19 protein-coding genes and 2 tRNA genes are annotated in these 23148 nt (G+C 24.7%); 14 read left to right on the forward strand and 7 right to left on the reverse strand.

Translation table 11 applies throughout. The features are described from left to right. Positions 1 to 418 precede the first annotated feature (418 nt). Positions 419 to 2077 carry an EndoS/ChiA family endoglycosidase gene (locus EQF90_RS01565; protein WP_209021391.1) on the forward strand — a complete coding sequence of 553 codons (1659 nt, stop codon included), beginning with the start codon at positions 419 to 421 and terminating at the stop codon, positions 2075 to 2077. A gap of 83 nt (positions 2078 to 2160) precedes the next feature. Here the strand turns inward: EQF90_RS01565 and EQF90_RS01570 are convergent, their stop codons facing one another. Continuing rightward, a complete protein-coding gene (locus tag EQF90_RS01570; protein WP_134710277.1) occupies positions 2161 to 2580 on the reverse strand; it encodes a deoxycytidylate deaminase in 420 nt (139 codons plus the stop codon). 153 nt (positions 2581 to 2733) lie between these two features. Here EQF90_RS01570 and EQF90_RS01575 point away from each other — a divergent pair, with 153 nt between their 5' ends. The 7 genes from EQF90_RS01575 (at position 2734) to EQF90_RS01605 (ending at position 11347) form a co-directional block, all read left to right on the forward strand. Then, positions 2734 to 5115 carry a glycogen/starch/alpha-glucan phosphorylase gene (locus EQF90_RS01575; RefSeq protein WP_209021392.1) on the forward strand — a complete coding sequence of 794 codons (2382 nt, stop codon included), beginning with the start codon at positions 2734 to 2736 and terminating at the stop codon, positions 5113 to 5115. A gap of 71 nt (positions 5116 to 5186) precedes the next feature. Further along, on the forward strand, positions 5187 to 6053 hold the full coding sequence (fba, locus tag EQF90_RS01580; protein ID WP_134710279.1) for a class II fructose-1,6-bisphosphate aldolase: 867 nt from the start codon (positions 5187 to 5189) through the stop codon (positions 6051 to 6053). 66 nt (positions 6054 to 6119) lie between these two features. Next, on the forward strand, positions 6120 to 7484 hold the full coding sequence (gene rho / locus EQF90_RS01585; protein ID WP_134710281.1) for a transcription termination factor Rho: 1365 nt from the start codon (positions 6120 to 6122) through the stop codon (positions 7482 to 7484). 440 nt (positions 7485 to 7924) lie between these two features. Then, positions 7925 to 8764 carry a hypothetical protein gene (locus EQF90_RS01590; RefSeq protein WP_134710283.1) on the forward strand — a complete coding sequence of 280 codons (840 nt, stop codon included), beginning with the start codon at positions 7925 to 7927 and terminating at the stop codon, positions 8762 to 8764. A 699-nt stretch (positions 8765 to 9463) separates the two neighbouring features. After that, entirely contained in the window at positions 9464 to 10099 is a 636-nt protein-coding gene (locus EQF90_RS01595) for a hypothetical protein (protein ID WP_134710285.1), read from the forward strand. Next, positions 10092 to 10730 (forward strand): ABC transporter ATP-binding protein, encoded by a 639-nt coding sequence (locus tag EQF90_RS01600; protein WP_134710287.1) that lies wholly within the window; start codon positions 10092 to 10094, stop codon positions 10728 to 10730. Before EQF90_RS01595 ends, EQF90_RS01600 begins: the two co-directional genes overlap by 8 nt. After that, on the forward strand, positions 10730 to 11347 hold the full coding sequence (locus EQF90_RS01605) for a hypothetical protein (RefSeq protein WP_134710289.1): 618 nt from the start codon (positions 10730 to 10732) through the stop codon (positions 11345 to 11347). Before EQF90_RS01600 ends, EQF90_RS01605 begins: the two co-directional genes overlap by 1 nt. A 46-nt stretch (positions 11348 to 11393) precedes the next feature. Here the strand turns inward: EQF90_RS01605 and EQF90_RS01610 are convergent, their stop codons facing one another. Continuing rightward, entirely contained in the window at positions 11394 to 12038 is a 645-nt protein-coding gene (locus EQF90_RS01610; RefSeq protein WP_134710291.1) for an HAD family hydrolase, read from the reverse strand. An 82-nt stretch (positions 12039 to 12120) separates the two neighbouring features. On the opposite strand from EQF90_RS01610, the gene EQF90_RS01615 reads away from it, so the two are divergent. From EQF90_RS01615 to EQF90_RS01635, 5 genes are all read left to right on the forward strand, one after another. Next, a complete protein-coding gene (locus EQF90_RS01615) occupies positions 12121 to 13275 on the forward strand; it encodes an AI-2E family transporter (RefSeq protein WP_134710293.1) in 1155 nt (384 codons plus the stop codon). Between the two features lie 17 nt (positions 13276 to 13292). Beyond that, positions 13293 to 14339, forward strand: a complete 1047-nt coding sequence (gene mreB / locus EQF90_RS01620) for a rod shape-determining protein (RefSeq protein ID WP_134710295.1) — start codon at positions 13293 to 13295, stop codon at positions 14337 to 14339. 132 nt (positions 14340 to 14471) lie between these two features. Beyond that, entirely contained in the window at positions 14472 to 15557 is a 1086-nt protein-coding gene (locus EQF90_RS01625; RefSeq protein ID WP_167603968.1) for an ArsR/SmtB family transcription factor, read from the forward strand. A gap of 1 nt (position 15558) precedes the next feature. Continuing rightward, the gene (locus EQF90_RS01630; RefSeq protein WP_134710299.1) at positions 15559 to 17367 is read left to right on the forward strand and encodes an ABC transporter ATP-binding protein; all 1809 of its coding nucleotides are present in this window, start codon (positions 15559 to 15561) and stop codon (positions 17365 to 17367) included. Beyond that, positions 17360 to 19120, forward strand: a complete 1761-nt coding sequence (locus EQF90_RS01635) for an ABC transporter ATP-binding protein (RefSeq protein ID WP_134710301.1) — start codon at positions 17360 to 17362, stop codon at positions 19118 to 19120. Before EQF90_RS01630 ends, EQF90_RS01635 begins: the two co-directional genes overlap by 8 nt. 211 nt (positions 19121 to 19331) lie before the next feature. Here EQF90_RS01635 and EQF90_RS01640 read toward each other — a convergent pair. The 3 genes from EQF90_RS01640 to EQF90_RS01650 form a co-directional block, all read right to left on the reverse strand. Beyond that, positions 19332 to 19407 (reverse strand) — tRNA-Thr (locus tag EQF90_RS01640). Between the two features lie 28 nt (positions 19408 to 19435). After that, positions 19436 to 21229 carry an ATP-binding protein gene (locus EQF90_RS01645; protein ID WP_134710303.1) on the reverse strand — a complete coding sequence of 598 codons (1794 nt, stop codon included), beginning with the start codon at positions 21227 to 21229 and terminating at the stop codon, positions 19436 to 19438. Continuing rightward, on the reverse strand, positions 21226 to 22320 hold the full coding sequence (locus tag EQF90_RS01650; protein ID WP_167603970.1) for a metallophosphoesterase family protein: 1095 nt from the start codon (positions 22318 to 22320) through the stop codon (positions 21226 to 21228). Before EQF90_RS01650 ends, EQF90_RS01645 begins: the two co-directional genes overlap by 4 nt. A gap of 106 nt (positions 22321 to 22426) precedes the next feature. Here EQF90_RS01650 and EQF90_RS01655 point away from each other — a divergent pair. Continuing rightward, positions 22427 to 22503 (forward strand) — tRNA-Pro (locus EQF90_RS01655). A 160-nt stretch (positions 22504 to 22663) separates the two neighbouring features. Here the strand turns inward: EQF90_RS01655 and EQF90_RS01660 are convergent. Continuing rightward, positions 22664 to 22906: a tyrosine-type recombinase/integrase gene (locus EQF90_RS01660; RefSeq protein WP_245152894.1), complete on the reverse strand. Its 243-nt coding sequence runs from the start codon at positions 22904 to 22906 to the stop codon at positions 22664 to 22666. A 5-nt stretch (positions 22907 to 22911) separates the two neighbouring features. After that, entirely contained in the window at positions 22912 to 23040 is a 129-nt protein-coding gene (locus EQF90_RS01665; protein ID WP_280633444.1) for a hypothetical protein, read from the reverse strand. Positions 23041 to 23148: the final 108 nt, after the last annotated feature.

The raw sequence follows: 23148 nt of genomic DNA on the forward strand, positions 1-23148 counted from the left end.
AAATTAAGATTCCCTCAAAAAGATTTATTTTTTGAAAGGGGTAATTGATGGTCTATTTTTTTGTGTTTCTTAATATAATCAATTATAAAATCATGAAAAGGAATTCATAACAGAAAACAAAAAATAGGTTTAAATGAAAATTCAATCTAAATCAAGAAAAAGTTTGCATATGATTATTAAAAAAGTTATTATTGGTAATGTAAAAATTTTATTGTAATAGGAGTTGATATTATGTAGATTTATTTAGTAAATAATAATTTTAACCTATATTGATATTTTTAATTTATATTCATTGATAATGTTTTCTATTTTAATATTATTTGGAATGATTTATATGTAAATTGATGAATATGTTAAACAATCAATAAAATAAGGCGTATACGTAAAAGATAATTAATTTAATTTTAAGGAGTGAAAATTGAAAAATATATTAAGAAAGTTCTCAAGTTTTTTATTAGCGGTTACATTTATTATGAATATTTTATCATTTAATAGTATTGTAAAGGCTGATTCTTCAATAAAGAATTTGGAAAAAATAAAAAAACCATTATTATTCGGATACTATAGAGCATGGCATGATAAAATGAATGGAAAAGAAGTTAGAGGTCAAGAAAAAGGAGACAGAAAGGGGATTCAAAATTTTGATGGATTGCCTAAAGAGGTAGATGTTGCTTTTCTATTTGTAAACTGGATTGATAATGACTATGGACATAGAGGTAGTCCATTTTGGAAAAAATTACCAGAATATGTAAATAATTTACACAAAAATGGGACAAAAGTTGTTAGGACTATAGATATAGGATTGGTTTTAAATACTTCATATGTTCCATGTGATGGAGAAAAAAAAGCAGGGGAAAAATGTGAATTAAGAAAATTTGAAAATACCCCTCAAGGACATAAAGATTTAGCGAAATTATTAGTAAAAGAATATGTTGAAAGAGATAATTTGGATGGATTAGATGTTGACTATGAAAAACATTCTCTTCCTGAAGAACAATTAAAAATGGCGGTAGGAGTAATAAATGAGATAGGTAAGCTAATTGGACCAAATAGTAAAAATAAAGATAAATTATTTATATTTGACACCGATAAGCTTGGAAGTCAAGAATTGTTTAAGAGAACAGCTAAAAATTATGATTATGTTTTATATCAATCATACAGACAAGAGAATTTAGACGATATATTTAAGACATTTAAGGAATTTATACCTGCAAGTAAATTCGTTCCAGGATTTTCATTTTATGAAGAAGGAGATTGGAATAAATGGTTTAATTTATCCTCTGGAAAAAAATATGATTGGAATAGAAATAAAAATGCTAAACTAGAAGAAACATATGCTTATAGAAGTGCTGATTGGCAACCGAAAAACAAAGAAGATGGAACAAAAGGTGGGGTATTTGCATTTGCGATTGAGAGATCAGGTATTGTTGACGGAGATGATACTATCAAACCTGCAAATTATGATGTTGTAAAGAAATTACATTCTGTATTAAATGAAAGTCACAATAAAAGACTTAAAGAATTAGGATATACTGAAGAAAAAAATAAATGGATACAAAAGGGAGATGATTACTATTATTTAGATAGTGAAGGAAAAATTGCAAAAAATAAATGGCAAGGAAGTTATTATTTAAAGAATGACGGCAAGATGGCAAAATCAGAATGGATATTTGATAATAGCTATAATTCATGGTATTACTTAAATAAAGACGGTTCATATGCAAAAAATAAATGGCAAGGAATCTATTATTTAAAGAATGACGGTAAGATGGCAAAATCAGAATGGATATTTGATAATAGCTATAATTCATGGTATTACTTAAATAAAGACGGTTCATATGCAAAAAATAAATGGCAAGGAATCTATTATTTAAAGAATGACGGTAAGATGGCAAAATCAGAATGGATATTTGATAATAGCTATAATTCATGGTATTACTTAAATAAAGACGGTTCATATGCAAAAAATAAATGGCAAGGGAACTATTATTTAAAAAATAACGGCAAGATGGCAAAATCAGAATGGATAGGAAAATATCATGTGGATAATTCCGGAAAATGGGATAAAACTAAATAATAATTTATTTAAAATTTAATTTGTTTATTATTAATGGGGCATTGCAAAATAACTTTTTTAGTTATTTTACAATAGCCCCTTTATTAAATTTGAATATATTCTATATTATTTTTTTCTAATAGTTCTATTGCATATTCATCCATTCTATATCCATGTCTGTAGTATATTTTAATTATACCAGCTTGAATTAGTGATTTTGTACAATTTAAGCATGGAAAATGCGTCACGTAACAAGTTGTGTTTTTTACTGAAATCCCCTCTTTTGCACAATATAATAATGCATTCATTTCGGCGTGTATTGTTGCGATACAATGACCTTCTCTCATAACATGCCCGACCTCATCGCATTGAGGATTACCCGAAATTGATCCGTTATATCCCGTTGAAACAATTCTGTTATCCTTATTTACTAAAACACATCCAACGTATGCTCTATCACAAGTTCCTCTTTCAGATATACTTTCAGCTATATGCATAAAATATTCTTCCCAAGATGTTCTCATATTTCCTCCAAGTTTAATGAAAGTTTTCAAATATTAATTATTTCATATATTTTATCACATTTTTAGCGTTCTTAGTACAGGATATTACATTTTTAAATATATTATGTTATAATGTACGTATTAAATATTTATAAAAAAATATTTGGGGGTAAAATGAAGAAATTGAATAGGAAACAATTTATTGAAAATTTTAAATCAAATTTAGAACATAAATATGTAAAGAGTTTTGAAGATTCAACTAAATTTGAAAAATACCATGCTCTATCAGAAACAATTATGGATATGATTAGTAAAGATTGGTTGGAGACAAATAAAAAAAATAGAACTGAAAGAAATGCATTTTATTTTTCGGCTGAGTTTTTAATTGGTCGTTCATTAGGTAATAATTTATTAAATCTAGGTATTATTGATGAAGTAAAAGAAATATTGAAAGATTTAGATATTGATTTTGATGAAATTGAAGATGAAGAGGATGATGCAGCTTTAGGTAATGGAGGTTTAGGTAGACTTGCAGCTTGTTTCATGGAGTCAGGAGCAACAGAAGGGCTAAATTTACATGGATATGGAGTAAGATACTCTCAAGGTATTTTCAAACAAAGATTTGAAAATGGATTCCAATTAGAAGAGGGAGATTCTTGGGTAGCTAGAGGTGATTTTTGGTCGTTAAGAAAAGAAAGTGAATCACAAATTGTAAACTTTAGAAATTTTAAAGTGAAAGCGGTTCCATATGATGTTCCGGTTGTTGGATATAAAAATGGAGTAGTTAATACATTAAGATTGTGGCAATCAGAAGCTATCAAAAATGATGGATTTGATTTTCAGGATTTTAACGATTTTAGATATGATGAATCAGTTAGTGAAAAAAATAGAGCTGAAGATATAACAAGGGTATTGTATCCAAATGATAATATTAGACAAGGTAAATTATTGAGATTGTTACAACAATATTTCTTTGTATCGGCTTCATTACAAGAAATTGTACAAAAATATAAGAGATTGCACCCTGAAGATAAAAACTTTAGTCAGTTCCATAAATATCATATATTTCAATTAAATGATACTCATCCGGTTATTGCAATACCTGAATTAATCAGAATTTTATTGGATGAAGAAAACCTATCATGGGATGATGCATTTGGATTAGCGACAAAAGTATTTGCTTTTACAAATCATACTGTATTACAAGAAGCTTTAGAAAAATGGAATTTAGATTTAATTCATGAAGTTTCTCCAAGAGTGGTTGATATTATTAAAGAAATTGATAAGAGATTATTAGAATCATTGCAAGAAAAAGGTTATAGTTTAGAAGAAATGGAACCATATAGAATTGTGAAAAATGAAATGGTTGAAATGGCATTTTTAGCAACATATGTTTCTACAAGTATAAATGGTGTAGCAGAATTACATACAATTATTTTGAAAAAAGAAACATTAAATCAATGGTTTAAACTATATCCTGAAAAATTCAATAATAAGACAAATGGTGTAACTCCAAGAAGATGGTTGCAATATTCAAATCCACAATTAACAGCATATATTGATAAATTATTGAAGTCAGAAGATTGGAAACATGATATGACTAAATTAAAAGGATTAGAAAAATTTGCTGATGATGTGAAAGTTTTAGATAAATTAAATGAAATTAAATTTGAAAAGAAAGTTCAATTAGCAAAATATATTAAAAAATATGAAGGTATTGAAATTGATCCTAATTCAATTTTTGATATTCAAATTAAGAGATTACATGAGTATAAAAGACAATTATTAAATGCTTTGCACATTTTGCATTTATATTATGAATTGAAAGCAAATCCTTCATTAGATATGCACCCAGTTACATTTATATTTGGTGCTAAAGCAGCTCCAGGATATTTTAGGGCTAAAGGTATTATCAAGTTCATTAATGAAATTAGTAAATTAATCAACAATGATCCAGAAATCAATGGCAAGATAAAAGTTGTATTTATTCAAAACTATAGAGTGTCCTATGCTGAAAAATTATTCCCGGCAGCTGATGTTTCAGAACAAATTTCAACAGCCGGTAAAGAAGCAAGTGGTACGGGAAATATGAAATTTATGATGAATGGTACACCTACATTGGGAACAATGGATGGAGCTAATGTTGAGATTTTCAGAGAAGCTGGATTAGAAAACAACTTCCTATTTGGTAGAACGGAAGAAGAAATTAATGAATTAGCTTACACATATAACCCTATAAATATCTATAATTCAGATGAGAGAGTAAAGAAAGTTGTTGATGCTTTAATAAAAGAAGAAAGAATATCTGACGAGGGGACAAATCATTTCTTAGATATTTACAATAGTTTAATAGATCCTAAAGACGGAAATAGAGCTGATGTTTATTATTTATTAGAAGATTTTGCATCATATGTTGAAGCACATAAGATAGTAGATGAAGCTTACAGAGATAGAAGAGGATATGCTAGAAAAGGATTGATAAATATAGCTAACAGCGGATTATTCTCATCTGACAGAACAATCAAACAATATGCTCAAGAAATCTGGAAAATATAATTGTTAAATATTATTTTTAGTTGTATAATTAATAAGTAAGATTATATTAAATAAATATTTAGGAGGAAATTATGCCTTTAGTAGAAGCAAGTGGTATGCTTAAAAAAGCTTTAGAAGGAAAATATGCAGTAGGACAATTTAACATTAATAACTTAGAATGGACAAAATCAATTTTATTGGCATGTGAAGAAGTTCAATCACCTGTAATCTTAGGTGTTTCAGAAGGTGCTGGTAAATACATGGGTGGTTATAATACTGTAGTAGGTATGGTAAAAGGATTAATAAAAGATTTAAATATTACAGTTCCTGTAGCAATTCATTTGGATCATGGTTCATATGAAGGAGCTCAAAAAGCTATAGCTGCCGGATTTACATCAGTAATGTTTGATGGCTCACATTATGATATTGAAGAAAATTTACAAAAAACAAGAGAAATTGTTAAATTAGCTCATGAAAAAGGAATATCCGTTGAAGCAGAAGTTGGTTCAATTGGTGGTGAAGAAGATGGAGTTGTTGGTAAAGGGGAAGTAGCAGATCCTAAAGAATGTTTACAATTAGTGGAATGTGGAATTGACTTTTTAGCAGCAGGTATCGGTAATATTCACGGTGCTTATCCGGAAAACTGGGAAGGATTAGATTTAGAAGTTTTAGCAGAAATTCAAAAAACAGTTGGATCAGTTCCGATGGTATTACATGGTGGTACAGGAATTCCAGCAAAAATGGTTCAAGATGCTATTAAATTAGGTATTTCAAAAGTTAATGTAAACACAGAATTACAATGGGCATTTGCTGCGGAAGTTAGAAATTATATTGAAGCAGGAAAAGATAAAGAAGGAAAAGGCTTTGATCCAAGAAAAATTTTGGCTAAACCTGCTCAAGCAATAATTGACGGTGTTAAAGAAAAAATAGAAATTTTTGGTTCAGCTCACAAGGCTTAATAATTAATTTTTTGCAGCTATGTTCTTAGAACATGGCTGCAATTAATATAGACATATAGAGGTAATATGGCAGAAAATTTAAAAAGTATGAAACTTAATGATCTTCGAGAACTTGCGAAGTCGTTAAATATAAAATCTATAACAAAATATAGTAAAGATGAGTTAATAAGTTTAATAGAAACAGTAAAAGAAGATTCAAATTCAAAAAATTTAAATAATTTAAGTCAAGAAAATCAAAATCTAAAAAATAATTCTCAACAAGCAAATTATCAAGAAAATACAAATAAAGATACAATTGAAATAAAAGGTTTATTGGAAGTGTTACCTGATGGATATGGATTTATTAGAACTAATAAATTTGAATCCGGAGACAATGATGTTTTTGTATCTCCAACACAAATAAGAAGATTTAAGTTAAAAACAGGTGATTATATTAAAGGCTTGATTAGACCGAGTGGAGATGAAAAAGAAAAGTTTCCTCCTTTAATTTATGTGCTTGGACTAAACGGACATAGCCCTGAAAATGCATATAAGAGAAATGATTTTGAAACATTAAAGCCAATATATCCAACTCATTTAATTGATTTAGAAGATGAAAAAGAACATATTTCAAATAGGATGATAAATATGATTGCCCCAATTGGAAAAGGGCAAAGAGGGTTGATCGTTTCTCCACCTAAAACAGGGAAGACAACTATTATAAAAAATATAGCAAATGCAATTGAAAAAAATCATCCTGAGATTAAAATATTTATTTTATTAATTGATGAAAGGCCGGAAGAAGTTACAGATATTGAAAGATCTGTAAATAAATTTACTGAAGGAAGAGATCAACTCTATAAAACTGAAATAATCGCATCAACATTTGATGAACAATTAGAAAATCATGCAAGATTATCTGAAATGACACTTGAAAGGGCGAAAAGGCTTGTAGAAGAAGGAAAAGATGTTGTAATTTTACTTGATTCAATTACGAGGATGGCTAGAGCATACAATATTCTTACTCCATCATCAGGAAAAACACTTTCTGGTGGTTTGGATCCTATTGCACTTCATAAACCTAAAAGATTTTTTGGTGCTGCAAGAAATATCGAAGAAGGAGGTTCATTGACAATTCTTGCTACATGTCTTGTGGATACCGGATCGAGAATGGATGATATGATTTATGAAGAGTTTAAGGGAACTGGAAATATGGAATTACATCTTGATAGATCTCTTTCTGAGATGAGAATTTTTCCTGCTATTAATATTCTAAAGAGTGGAACGAGAAGAGATGACCTGCTTTTAGATGAAGAAACACGAGAAGCTTTTGTTAAAGTGAGACGTATGAATAAAGATACTAAAGAGGAAGATTCTTTACCTCAACTAATTAAATTATTTGAAAATAGTAAAAATAATGAAGAACTCTTAAAAATTATTAAAAAAATTTAATATTTCCATGAAAATATTTTCCTGTAAAAACCATTGATATTACATTATTTTGATAATATTAATGGTTTTATTTATGAAAATAATAGATATTCTTAGCGTTTTTCATTCTTAAAAGTTTGACAATGTTTTCAAAATTTGTTATTATAAAAATGTAAAAGATAGATAAATGATGACTGGCACAAATTGTTTATTCTTTTTCATCATAATTAACTCCAAAAAGGCAGAGAAATCTGCTTTTTTATTTTAAATAAAAATTAATGAATTATATTATTAATGTATTTACATTGTTAATTTTTTTTTTTTTGATATAATTGTATTGTAGAGAATAAGAGATTGTTTACATTGGTAAACGTTACTGTTAGAGGTTACGTAGATTTTAAATAAAGTTTATGGCGACCATATACTCTTGATATGGTCGCCGTATTTAATTAGAGGTAAATATGCAATTTAGGTATTTTAGGTTAAGAACGTGCAATATAGTTAAATCAACAATTTTTCAATTTGCTATTTTATTTATATTTGTATTTGCATTAATAGATTATTTTTACAGTATATCATACAATTTAAATAAATTTGCAAATTTTACTTTATCTTCATTTAAATTATTTATGGGATTTCCGGATGATTATGAGATTATTTTAACATCATATTTTTACCATGTTTTTGCTGTTTTAATTGCTGTTATTCCTACTTCGGTAATTTACTTAGAGGATAAATTTACTGGTAAAAAAAACTATTTTTTAATTAATTTAGGAAGAAAAAATTATTATTTTATTAACTGTTTTGTTGTTTTTATTACTACATTTATTATGTTTTTATTACCATTAGGGATAAATTTTTTAATTTCAATAATTGGAAATTTTAAAAATGGACCTAATTTGTTAGATGAAAGAGGTTTTTTTATAAATATAATGGATAGCAAACTTTTATTTAAAAGTATGTTTATTTATAGTCCTTACATAGTTAATATCATTCATTTTATATTTTGTTTAATATTTTATTCTATTTGGGCTACATTTGTTTATTCATTATCATTGATTTATAATAAATTTAATAAAATTAATTTAGTTATATTTTCTATTATTATTTTTATTTTAATTAATTTTATTTTAAGTTTTTCAGGACATACAAATATATTTCCTATTCATTACTTATTTGTAGAGTATAATCTTGTTTTAAGATTAAACTTGTTATACTTTATATTGGATTTAATCATTTTAATAATTTTGAGTTTTATTTTTATAAACATAAAAGTGTTGTACTTAAAGGATGAACTATAATGAAAATAAAGAAACAAAATTTTATTGAATATTATTTACTTTTAACAATATTAATTTCATTAGTTGTATTTAGATATTTTTTTTATTCTAGAAACCTAATTATAAATGATTTAGATAATATATTTACTATGATGAATTTAAGTTTTACCCATGATAATTTATTGATTATATATATTCCGTTATCTATAATGTTTGTTTTTAGAAATATAAATATATACAGAAATGAAAAAATTATTTTAAGATTTAATTCACTACGTAAATATATAATTTTTTTGCTAAGAAAAATAATATTTAGATTGATTATTTTTGTTGTCTCACTATTTCTTATTTCTTTTATAGAAATAAGTTTAATATTAAAAAGTTATATAGATATTTATTTTATATTAAATTATATCTTATATTTTCTGTTATTTTTAGTGGGTATTTGTACATTTAATTTAATGTTTTTTATTTTATATTTTTTATTTAGTGATTTTATAGCATATATTTGTATATTTTTTATTATTGGTTTGGAATATTCTTTACCAAGATTATTTGATAATGTATTTGTATTATCTATTAAAATGTTACCGATAAATATATTTAAAAATAATTTGTTTATATATATTTTTAATTGTATTTTTTACGTATTAACGATAATTTTTATATTACATATATTTTATTATGTTATCTGTAATAAGGATATATTAAGGGGGAATAATGAAAAATCTTAAAAAATATGTATATTTTTTATTACAGTTATATATATCTAACATCTATGTGGGATATTTATTTAATGTTAAAGGGAATAAAAGTTTATTGTTAGAATTTAATTCAATAAAAGATAATAATGTTTTTGGAATATATATTTTATTTATATATATATTAATATTTTTTATAATATCAGAAAAAATATTTTATTTAATAAGTAAGGATAGATATTTTGAAATGATAAGATACGGACATTTATATTTATATATAAAAAAATCAATAATCAAAATATTTTATGAATGTCTATTTTTTTCGTTTTTAAAATTACTTATATCTTTGTTTTTGGCTTATATGCATGATAAAATTTATTCTATTAATTATTATCAAATATTATTAGATTTATTATTGTTTACTTTTATGTTATTTTTGTTTGCATTATTTATTTTAATTTTATCATTTTTTGTGGTTAAATTTATTGCTACTATTTCAGCAACACTTTTGTTTGTGGTTAATATATTTCTATATAATTTGATATTTTCATATTATTTATTAATTTGTATATCATTAGTGATTATTGAATTATTTTTAATTTTTTATATTATCACAAAAAGAGATATTTTTAGAATTAGGAGGGAAAATGAATGATCTTGTAATTAAAAATTTGAATAAAAATATTAAAGGTGTAAATATATTAAATGATATAAATTTATCATTAGATGCAGGAAATATTTATGGATTTGTTGGAGTTAATGGTTCGGGAAAAACAATGCTTTTTAGAGCTATTTCCGGATTGATTAAAGTAGATAGTGGAAGTATAGAAATTTTTGGAGAGAAAATAGGAAAAGATGTATCCTTTCCTAGTAGTATTGGGATTGTAATAGATTCAAATGGATTTTGGGAAGATTTAACAGGTTTTGAAAATTTGAAAAAATTGTCATATATAAAAAAAATTTCTACAGAACAAGATATTATAAATTCGTTAGAAAAAGTAGGTCTTAGTTATAAAGATAATAGAATATATAAAAAGTATTCTCTAGGAATGAAACAAAGACTTTCAATAGCTCAGGCTATTTTTGAAAATCCGAGACTTTTAATTTTTGATGAACCTACAAATGCCTTAGATGAAGACGGCATACAACTATTTTATAAAATATTACAAGATTTTAAGAAAAATGGTGCTATAATATTGATTGCTTCTCATAATAAAAGTGATATAGAAATATTTTCAGATAGGATATTTAGATTAAATGATGGGAAGATTTCAGAGGTAAAATAATGAAAAAATATTTTGGGTTTATAGGTATATTTATTCTATCAACATTTTTAATTTTATATACATTTTATGTTAATAGTACTATAAAAAATAATGATGAATTATTGAGCAATTCTAAAGTTAGTGACTTTAATATTTCAAAAATAAATGATACTAAGAAAAAAGAATATTATGATAATATAATTTCCATGCATGATAAAAATAAGGGGGTTGCATTAGAAGTTAAATTGTCAAAAGTTGAAGGATTTTATCCTTCAGGAAGATTACTAAAAGTTGATGTATTAAAAAATTTTTCAAAGGAAAAGATTTCAAAACAAATATTTATAAATGAACCTGTAGAATATCATTCTAATGTAAATAAATTTATTGTTCCAGTTGAGGGATACATTCCAATAAAAGAAAATAAACAATATTTAGTTATTTTGGATAAAAACAAGTACGATAATACTAAATGGATAAATAATTATGAAATTTATAATTTGTATGGCAAGAAAAAATCAATTTTAAGTAAATTTCTACTTTCAGATTCTGAAGATGACGTCTATACAGATAGTCATGATGTAAAGAAATTATTTAATTATTATAAAAATGAAATATTTAATATTTATGGGTTAAAATAATAAAAAATGGTGCGATAAAATTATGGATGTTACGCACCATTTTGTTTTATTTTAAAATTTTGTCATCTATTTGATTAAAATTTTCGATATAAAAATTTGATATTTTAATATTTTCTTCCATAAAATTTGTATGTTTATCAAATACAGCAACGGATGTAAAGCCTATTTTATTTGCAAATTCATTTGCATACATCGAATCATCAAAGAACACAATATTTTCAGGCTGAGTTTCAAGTTTATTTAAAATTTTTTCATAATAACTTATATGATGTTTGCTAGAATGTATTGTATCAGGCGTAAAAATATCTTTGAAGTAATGCTTTAAGCCATTACTTGTAATTCCTGTGTTTGCATATTCAAAATCGGTAGCAGTTGCAAGATATATTTCATATCCCATATTATGAAGTTCTGCTAGCTTTTCTTTAACATTTTCTTTGCATAAATCATTTTTGCTGTAAGCATTTATAAAATAATTATGAAGAAGTCTTAAAACCTTATTTTTATCATATTCTCTTAATTTTTCTTTTATAAAACCATATGCAAAATCTATCATTGAATCTTGACGAGTTTCCATTGGGTCTAAATCATTTATTAATTCTTTATGATTTAAAATTTCTTCTATTATATTCATCCACATTCCCATAGTGTTGAATAATGTACCATCCATATCAAAAACTAATTTCTTTTTCATTATGCCTCCATATTAGAATTATACAATAAAAAAATAAGTTATTCTATTGATAGTTTATGTTATAATATTTTAGAGGTGAAATATGAAATTAAATAATGAAGAAAGACGAGATATTTTTAAGAAGTTAATAGTTGTTTTTAGTGGAATTGGATTTTATTTTTTTATTTTTAAATTTACAACAGTTTCTAAAATATTTATAGATTTATTGATATATTCAAGACCTATAATTATTGGTTTTGTTATTGCTTTTATAGCTAATATGGTAATGAATCAATATGAAAAATTGTTTAAATATTTAGGGTTGAAAAATAAAAAAGTAAGAGATCTTGTATCTATGATTTTAGCCTTTTTGAGTATGTTATTATTAATTACATTTTTCTTATCTGTAGTTTTACCGAAATTTATTACATCGGTATTAAATCTTATGTATCAATTACCGGATTTAGTTAATAATTCCATAGATAAATTGAAAAATATGCCTATGAGTGCAGAATTAGGTAAAAATGTACAGAAATTTATTGAAGAGGTGCAGGTTCAAAATCTTATTAATAAAGTTATAGAGATTTTAAAAAATGATGGAGCTTTAATTGCATCAGGTACATTTAATGTTGTAAGTCGAATATTTAGTAGTTTTTTTGAAGGGTTTTTATCAATTTCTTTTTCTATATATATATTGAGTAGTAAAGATAGATTGAGAAAAAATGCAAAGCAAGTAACTTATGCACTCTTTAGTGAAAAGCTAGCGGATAAAATTGTTTATGTATCAAGATTATTATATAAAAATTTTTACAATTTCTTTTCAGGACAGTTTTTAGAAGCAATATTATTAGGAATTATTGTATTTTCCGGCATTACGATTATAGGAGCACCATATTCTTTGATTTTAGGGGTAACAGCTGGCTTATTAAATCTTATACCATATATTGGTGCTTTAGTTGGAGCTGTAATTTCTACGGTGCTAATCTCTATAACCAGTCCAACAAAAGGATTAATATTTTTAGTTTATATAATAGTTGCTCAACAAATAGATGGTAATTATATTTATCCAAAATTAGTAGGTTCAAAAGTCGGAATACCTGCGATATGGATTATGGTTGCTATTACTTTAGGAGGTGCACTAATGGGAATTATAGGAATGATAATATTTGTGCCCCTTGTTGCAACTGTATATGTATTAGTTAGAGAGTATTCTAAGAAAAAATTAATTGAAAAACAAATTGATATTAGTAAAAAATAGATTTTATGGGGAAAGTTATGAATTTCAGAAAAAGAATAGCGATAGATTTAGGAACCACATCAGTTTTAGTATTTACAAGAAAAGACGGTGTAATTATAAATGAACCTTCTGTAGTTGCAGTTGATAAATTTACAAATTCTGTCATTGCAGTTGGAGAAGAAGCGAGTAAAATGCTTGGAAGGACACCGGGAAATATAATTGCGGTTAGACCATTAAAGGAAGGTGTTATAAATGATTATGTATCAACAGAGCAAATGCTTAAATATTTTATAAAAAATGCTGTTGGTAATACAATTATAAGGCCTAATGTCATTATTTGTGTGCCCTCCGGAGCTACGCAAGTTCAAAAAAGAGCGGTAAAACAAGCGGGATTAAAAGCGGGAGCAAATGAAGTTTATTTGATAGAAGAACCTTTAGCTGCAGCTATTGGAGCAGGTATTGAAATTGGGGAAACTGAGGGTAACCTTATAATTGATATAGGTGGAGGTACTACAGATATAGCAGTAATTTCAAGAGGGGGAATAGTAGTTTCGGATTCTATAAGATTTGCTGGTGATTCTTGTGATGAAGCAATTATGAAATATATTAGAGAAAATAAAAATCTGATAATTGGTGAAAAAACAGCTGAACGTATAAAGAAAGAAATTGTAAAAATTAGTGATGAAGATGGGATTAATGTAAAAGGAAGGAATCTTTTCAGTGGTTTGCCTCAAGAAATTATTGTTTATAAAGAAGATATAGAGATTGCATTATCAAAAGTTATTGAAGAAATAGCAAACGGAGTTCAAAGAGTACTATCAACAACACCACCGGAATTAGTTTCAGATTTATATGAAAATGGAGCATTGTTAGCAGGTGGTGGAGCTTTGATATTAGGAATCCGTGAAAAAATAGAAGAAAAAATAAAAATATCTGTTTCAATAGCGGATAGTCCGGTTACAGCTATAGTTAGAGGAGTTGGCAAATCACTTAATTGGATGAATCAATTAAGTAAAATAGAATCAAGTGAGTTGGAGTTAACAAGAAAATTACTTGAAAATAAAGAATCACTTAGAAGATATTAAATTTTTTAGAGATGGAATGTAAAAGTTCTGTCTTTTTTTTTACTTAAAATAATATATTGACACATAAATAAGATGTGGATATAATATTTATATTAGATTTGAATCTAATATATTTGTGATATGGAGGTAATAATGAATTCTATATATTTAACAGAGCCATTATACAAGTTAGATGCTCTATTAGTAGCAACTGAAATATTTAATAATAAAGAATATTATCCAATAGATTTTGAAAAATATAGAATTACTAAAAGTGAATTTGAAACTAAGTTTAAGAATATATCAAAATATATTAATAATGTAACAAAAGAAGTAAAAAAAATTTTATCTAAAAACTCTCAATTTAATGAATTTTTTAATAAATATGAAGATGGTAAAAATTCAATAAGTGAGTATGCTTTTATTTCATATTTAAACAACAAAAAATCTTTTAGTGAGTTTAAACAAGATGATATATTAAAAAGTATTGCTGATTTTATATATATTTCAAATTACGCTTCAAACTTAGAATTTAAAAACAAAAAAGTAGTTTTTTCAGACTTATATAGTGTGATTGAGTCAATAGAAAACTCATCATTTAATGATATGCAGAAGTTTTTATTAGTTAAATTATCTATGAATGTAAACAATATTCTTGATAATTTTATAAAAATGCTTAGTGATTTGGAAAATATTATTTCAAAAAATTTTTATTTGATAGAAAAAAATTTTGAAAATTCTTTCAAATCAGTTAAAAATGAAAAATATAAAAACACGTCATTATGGACAGATTTAAGGAATCATAATGTTGAGCAAATGGATGGAAACTTAGTTTTTTATTCTTCCATTTTTATTTCATATGATTATAATGTTTCATTATTTGTGCAGATAGAAGATTATAAAAAAGTCGAGTTTATAGTGTTAATAGGTATTTTACAAAGTCTATTATTTGAATATAAAATTGATGAAGAAAGAAATGAAAAAATTAAAGATATAATTAGAATGCTTAATGATTATACAAGATTAGAAATAATAAATTTGTTATCTATAAGAGAAATGTATGGTAAAGAAATTGCTGACAATCTTAATTTAACAACAGCTACAGTAAGTTATCATATAAATAATCTGATTCAAAATAAACTTGTTAATACAAGAACTGAAGGTAGAAAAATGTACTTTAGTTTAAATAAAAAAACATTATTAGAAATATCTGATTATTTTAAGAAATTAGGAGGATAAAATGGAGAATAAGAATAGAAACTTGAAATCAAAAATTTCATTTTATTTTAAACATATACTTTCATTTATGTTTTCAGGTAATAATAAATATTATGTTATAATCAACACATTATTTCACGGCGTTAGTACAGTTATGTCCGTAATAATATTGAAGTACATACTTGATATGATTAAATTAAAAGAAACAACGGCATCTAATATTATAATAGTGGTTTTAATATATAGTTTAATTTTTGTTATATTGAGCATAATACGCATAATTATAAAAAATAAACTATTTTTTATAATTAGTAGGAAAAGATTAAATATTTTTACTAATGTTACTGAAAAAATAATGACTATGGATTTTATTTATTTTGAAGATGCAAAATTTAATCTGAAAATAAATCAGGCTATATCTGGTGTTGGAGGAGAAAATGCAGGATTTTCAATATTAAATCTAAGTAGTCAGATATTATTGGAGAATTTATTTGTTGTACTTTTATTTATTTTTATTTTAATAAAGCAATCATTTTTAATCATTTTAATTGTGTTATTTAGTGTTTTATTAAATCTTATATTTTCTAACAAATACGCAAAATTTGTTTATAATAACAAAGATTCTCGTACAAATGAATTGAGAAAATTTGCAAAATATAAAGAAACTATAAATGATTTCAGTTATGGAAAAGATATTAGAATATTTGAACTGAAAAAAAGATTATTTGATAATATAAAGTTATTTATAAAAAGATATACAAGAGCAGTAAACAAAGAATATAGGTATAAATTCAAATTGTCTTTTTTTGAAAATTTTATAATTTATATGTCGGATTTTTTATCAATATCTATTTTAGTTTATTTGACAAGTATAGGAAAAATTGAAGTTTCGGATTTGGTAATGTTATTAAGCCTAATTGTTATATTTTCAAATACTTTTTATTCAATTAAAGAACAATTATCAAAAATATTAGAAAATATTCCATATTATATGGATACGGTTGAATTTTTTGAATCTAATTTAAATTTAAATAAAGATGGAAAAAATATTGATTTTGATGGACCTGTAAGTATTAAATTTGAAAATGTTTCATTTAAATATCCGGGTGCAGAAAATTATGTTTTTGAAAATCTAAATTTTGAAATAGAAGCAGGTAAAAAAGTTGCAGTTGTAGGTGTGAATGGAGCTGGTAAAACAACTATAATTAAGTTAATGACAGGTTTACATAGACCTATAACCGGAAAAATTTATATTAATGATATAGATATGATGGAATTGTCAGATAATGCAAGATTTAAATTGTTTAGTGTAGTATTTCAAGAAACTGAACCCTTGGCTATGACAGTTGCTGAAAATATCGCTGTAAATTCAAAAGATATTGATTTTGATAAAGTTAAATTTACACTTGAAAAAGTTGGACTATGGGATAAGATTTCTAAATTTGATAAAATATACAATCAAGAATTACTAAAAGTTCTATATGAGGACGGACAAATTTTATCAGGTGGAGAAAATCAAAAGCTTATGATAGCTAGAGCTTTATATAAACCAGATACATCTGTAATGATAATGGATGAACCGACTTCTGCATTAGATGCTTTTGCAGAAGAGAAGATTTATCAAGAATTTGATGCGTATATGGGAAATAAAACAGGTATTTTCATTTCTCATAGGCTTGCATCAACCAAATTCTGTGATGAAATTATGTTTTTAGATGGAGGAGAAATTATTGCTAAAGATAATCATGAAAATCTTTTAAGAGAATGTGAAAATTATAGAAATATGTTTGAAACACAAGGTAAATACTATAAGGAGGGTAAAAATGCTTAAAAATAAAGTAATCATAAGACTTATGAAGGAAACATGGAATATAGATAAAAAATATTTTTTATTTGTAATTTTAAGCATTGTACTTAATACAACAGTTACTATTGCTACAATGTATTTACCTGCAACGATTATAGATATGATTATAAATAGAAAAGGATTTAAGGAAATAGTAATTTCTGCATTCATATTTTATTTAGGACTGTATTTACTGAAACAAATTTCTGCATTTGTTACAATGAAATTGTCAAAATTAGATACATTCATTTCTAAAATATTAGAAAGCAAAATTTCTGAAAAAGCTCTTTCTGTAAAATATAAAGAATTGGAAAATCCTGCAACTTTAGATTTAATTCAAAGATCGGAAATGCCGATATCTTGGGGAATAATTAAATTAACACTTGAATCTATACAAAATGTACTTACTGCTATTTTTAGTATAGTTTCATTAGTGGCTATTTTATTTTCCTACAGTATAATTTATACAATTTTATTATCAATGATTTTAATTTTGAGTTCAGCCGGAGTAATATTCTTTAGAAAAAAATTTGATAAATTAATGCAAGAAAATGTCCCGATTAATAGAAAATTTTCATATTTTTTCATGAATGCTTTAGGAGAAAAACATCAAAAGGAATTTAGAATTTATAAATTAGCTTATATATGGAAAGAAAAAATGGATTTTTTTAACAATCAAGTTTTTAATTGGATAAAAAAGTTAACTTATAATGATTCTATAATTAGTGTATTTGAATTGATATCGACATCTTTAATTACATTTTTGGCAATATCATATAATGCTGTCAGACTTTTAAGTGATAAATTTGGTCCCGTTATTAGTATTGGGCAATTTACTTTAATATATAATTCTACAAATACAATTTCACAAGAAGTAAAAATGATTGCAGAATCTATATCTAGACTAAATATGTCTATTGCTCATTTAACTCCTTGGAATGATTTCCTAGAATTAGATAACGACAATTTTAATGGTACTATAAAAATCGATGAATTTGAAACTCTTGAATTTAAGAATGTTACATTTACTTATCCAAATACAGATAGGATTATTTTAGATGATATATCATTTAAGATAAATAAAGGAGAGAAAATTTCAATAGTTGGATTAAATAACGCTGGAAAATCAACAATTGTTAAATTAATCTGTAAATTTTTTACTCCTGATAGTGGAGAAATCTTATGGAATGGTGTAAATATTTATGATATTGAGGAAGAAAGTTATATTAGTCAAATATCAGCAGTATTTCAAGATTTTAAGTTATTTCCATACACAATATTTGAAAATATAATGCCGCATGAAAATAATAGAGATAAGGCAATAAAGAGTCTTGAACAAGTTAATATGCTAGAAGCTGTAAATAAACTTGAAAAGGGAATTGACACCTATCTAGATAAGACTTTAGAAGAAAATGCAACTAATTTTTCTGGCGGTCAAAATCAAAAACTTGCAATTGCCAGAGCTATAAATAAAGGTGGCTCATTAATGATACTTGACGAACCAACAGCAGCACTTGACCCAATTGCAGAAAGTGAAATTTTTGAAAAATTTGCTAGTTTAACGGAAAATAAAACATCTATTTTCATTTCTCATAGAATGAGTTCATCAACATTTAGTGATAAAGTTTTATTACTTGATGGAGGAAAGATAGTTGGTTTTGATACTCATAAAAACTTGATGCAAGGACATAATTTATATAGAGAATTATTTGAAACTCAAGCTCAAAATTATTTATAAATAAAATTTAGTATAATATAGCATTATATTTTTTATGGATTAATAATATGAAAAAAGTCCAGTGTAAATACATTGAAAATTTAATCAATAAAAAACATTTTAGTTGATTGGATTAAGTATTTACATCGGACTTTTTATATATGTTTTTATAAAAATTATAAGTATAATAAAAAAATATACGTGTAAAATTACACGTATACAATAATCTTATTGGTGCTCCTTGCCGGAATCGAACCAGCGACCTCTGCCTTACCATGGCATTGCTCTACCTACTGAGCTAAAAGAGCTCGATAAGATTATTATATAATAAAAAAACTAAATGTCAATAAAATTAATATTGTTATTTTTATTTTCTAAATTTTTACTTGTGAATAACAATATTTGTGAATATTCAGATTCTTTTATTAAATTAAAGGTGTCTACAATCCTGTTTTCATCATATCTTATAAAAATATCATCAAGTAATAGAGTTTTTTCATCATAATTTTTTACTATTAATTCAATAATAGATAATCTAAGTGCTAGATATATTTGATCAATTGTACCACTGCTTAAATATTTCCACTCTTTTAAATTTTTAGTTTCATTATCCTGAATTGAAATACTAAAATCATTTGAAATATAAAGATTTGAATATTTATTATTTGTTATTTTCATAATATATTTTGATGAAATTTTATTTAATTTTTTTGAAAAATCAATTCCTAATTCTTCAAATGATTTCTCAATAAATCTCTTTGTTTTAATAAGTAAATCATATTTTTTTTCTAGTTCTTGTAAATATGATCTTTTTACACTTAAGTCTTCAGTGATTGTAGATAAATTTCTTTTACCTTTATATTTTTCTTTAGATAGGGTATTCAATTTTACGATTTCATTTTCATATGTGTTTCTTTTATTTTTTAATTTGTCAAGTGATTCATAAGAAATTTCTAGATATTTATAATTACTTGAATCAAGCTGTGAGTTTATCTCGTTTATTGCCTTACTCATAAAAAATATTTCATCATTTTTATCATTTAATAATATATTTTTTTGATCTATATTATCTTTTATATTGCTGATTTCATTTTTAATTTGTTTTAATTCTATTTTAATTTTATTTTTGTTATTTATATATGTATATATTCCATATGTTAAAGATGCAAAAAACAAAATTAAAAAAAGTTTATTATAAACACTCAAAATAAAAGAAAACATTATAAAAGGTATAGAAATTACATTTATAAACTTTTTATCTTTTAGTGTATTGTATTCATTTTTTTTATTATCTAAATTAAAATATAAAGAATTTATTTCAAATTCTTCACTTCTGTCTTTTTCTATACTTTTAATTTCATTTAAAATTTTAATTTTTTCATCTTTTAAGATGATTAATTTATTTAAATATTCAATTTCTTTAGAAATATTGTCCTTACTTTGATTTAATTTTTGGATTTGCTTTATTAAATTTAATTTATCTTTTTCATCAATTTTGGATTCCTCTAATTCGCTTTTAATATTTGCAATTTCACATTTTAGTTCAACAATTTTACCTTTATGTCCTGATTTTGATTTATATTCTTCAATTTTTTTTTCGATATTATCAATAGCAGATTTATAAGAAATATTTTCTTCTCCAGTACTTACCAAATTTATTAATTTTCGTGTAATTTCGTCTTTTTTACCATCATTAGAAATTACTGTTGATTCGGAAGAAATAAATAAAGTTTTCTTAAAAGATTCATAATCCATATCAAAAAAATATTTTCCCGGTTCTTTAGAGCTGGAAAGATTTATTTTTTTACCTGTATTTATTTCATAAACATCAACTATATCTGTAGCATTAGATTGATTAAATGTTCTTTCAATTTTATAAAAAATATTATCTTTTTGTAAAACTATATATCCTTTCATTTGAGAATTATTCCACGGAGTATATTTTTTTCTGATATTTTGAGAAATATCATTTGATTTAGAATTTGCACCATATAAAACCATTAAAATAAAATTTAATATTGTGGTTTTTCCGGATTCATTTTTACCATAAATAATATTTATTCCATTGTTTAATTTTAATGAGTAATTATTAAATTTTCCAAAATTGTTAATGTAAATTTCTTTAATCATAATATGTCCTCAAGTGCTTTTATACCAATATCAATGATAGTTTTTTTGTCATTTTCATCCAACGTAGAGTTTAATACTTTTTGTACAAAAATTCCCTTTAGATTATTTTCGTATGATATTTGATTAAAATCTATTTTAATTTTTGTGTTATCTTTTAATTCAATATATTCAATTTCACTTAGATAGTGTGTAATCATATCAATATTTATAAAGTTATTTTCTTCAATATAACCATTTAAGTTAATCCTGTAATAATTTTTTTTATATTTTTCACCAAATTTGTTAAATAAATAAACTTTAATTTGTTCTGCTAAATCTTTTTGGTCTATAAATGAATCTATTTCAAAATTTATAGTGTGAAATTCAGAGTTATTTAATTTATAAAAATTTAATCCATTTCTATTTTTAGAAATATCTCCAAGATAAATTCCTTTAATACCTGTTTCATTAAATCCTCTGCCTACAGGATTTCCGGAATATGCATAGTAAGTATTAGAAACTTTTTTTATTTCACTTCTTTTATGAATATGTCCAAGAGCGATATAATCTAAATTTGTATTTTTAATATCTTCTATAAAAATCGGATTATAAGAATTCATCATCTCATCCATTTGACCATGAAATACCCCTAAATTAATATATTTTTCATCTATAACAGGAAAATTTGAAAGCATAGGGGATTTAATATGACTTTGATTAAATGCGAATCCATAAACTCTTGTATTTAGATTTTTAAATTCAAAATATTCTATTTTTTGATTTTTAAATATATATGTATTATCCGGCCATTCTTCCATATAAGGGGAGTCTAGACTTATATAGTCATGGTTTCCTGGAGCTATAATAATCTTACCGGAAAAATTAGAAAAGATTTTCTTAATCTCATTGTGTAAATTTTTATCTAATGAGGAACTTTCATAAAAATCTCCGGCAATCAATACTAAATCAACCTTGGCTAGGTTTAACATATTAAAAATTTCTAATAAACCTTTTATTAAATTAACATTAATTTTTTTACTTAATTCATTATTTTCGTGAATTTCACCACCTAAGTGAAAATCAGCTAAATGAGCAATTCTTACTTTTTCCATATTTACCTCTAAAATATTATACCACAAAAAGAACAAATGTTCCATAAGTTTTAATATAAAAAATATTTGACAAATGTAAAAAATTATTATATACTATAAAAGTCGTCGGAATGTGGCTCAGCTTGGTAGAGCACTCGGTTTGGGACCGAGGGGTCGGAGGTTCGAATCCTCTCATTCCGACCATTGTATTTTAAACGGTTTTATTGAATTATATTAAGTTGCAAATGTCTATATTTCAATAAAGCTGTTTTTTTATACTTGCATATAATTACATTGAATTACATTGATTTATAGTATTTTTTCTCAAAAAATTCTCAAAGAGTTCTCAAAAAAAATAGGATAGTTACTTAGCTTCACTATTCATATATCCGATAAAGTTCTCAAGAGTCAACATTTTTTGTTTTTTATTCAAATGAGTGTAAATATTTAATGTAGTTTCAATTCTGCTGTGTCCTAATCTCTCTTGAACTTCTTTTGCTGTTTCTCCACTTGCAAATAACAAACTTGCGTAGGTATGTCTTAAATCGTGTACTCTTATTTTTTTTATATTTTCCAACTTACAATATCTGTTTAATTTATCTTGAATGTTACCTAACCTTTGATATGTTCCGCTTTTGTTTGGAAAAACAAGGTTGTTTTTTGTTTGTAACTTTTCCCATTGGTATTATATTTGATGTAATACCATGTTTTTCCATCACTTTTTTTATATGAATATATCATAAGTCCTCCTATTTAATTTTTAAGGAGTATATGCTATAATCTCGAGTTTGACACTTTGCGATTAAAAGAGCTCTGAAACACATTGTAAACAGTATGTTTCAGAGCTTT

This window comes from Helcococcus ovis, assembly GCF_004524775.2.
Taxonomy (GTDB): Bacteria; Bacillota; Clostridia; order Tissierellales; family Peptoniphilaceae; genus Helcococcus; species Helcococcus ovis.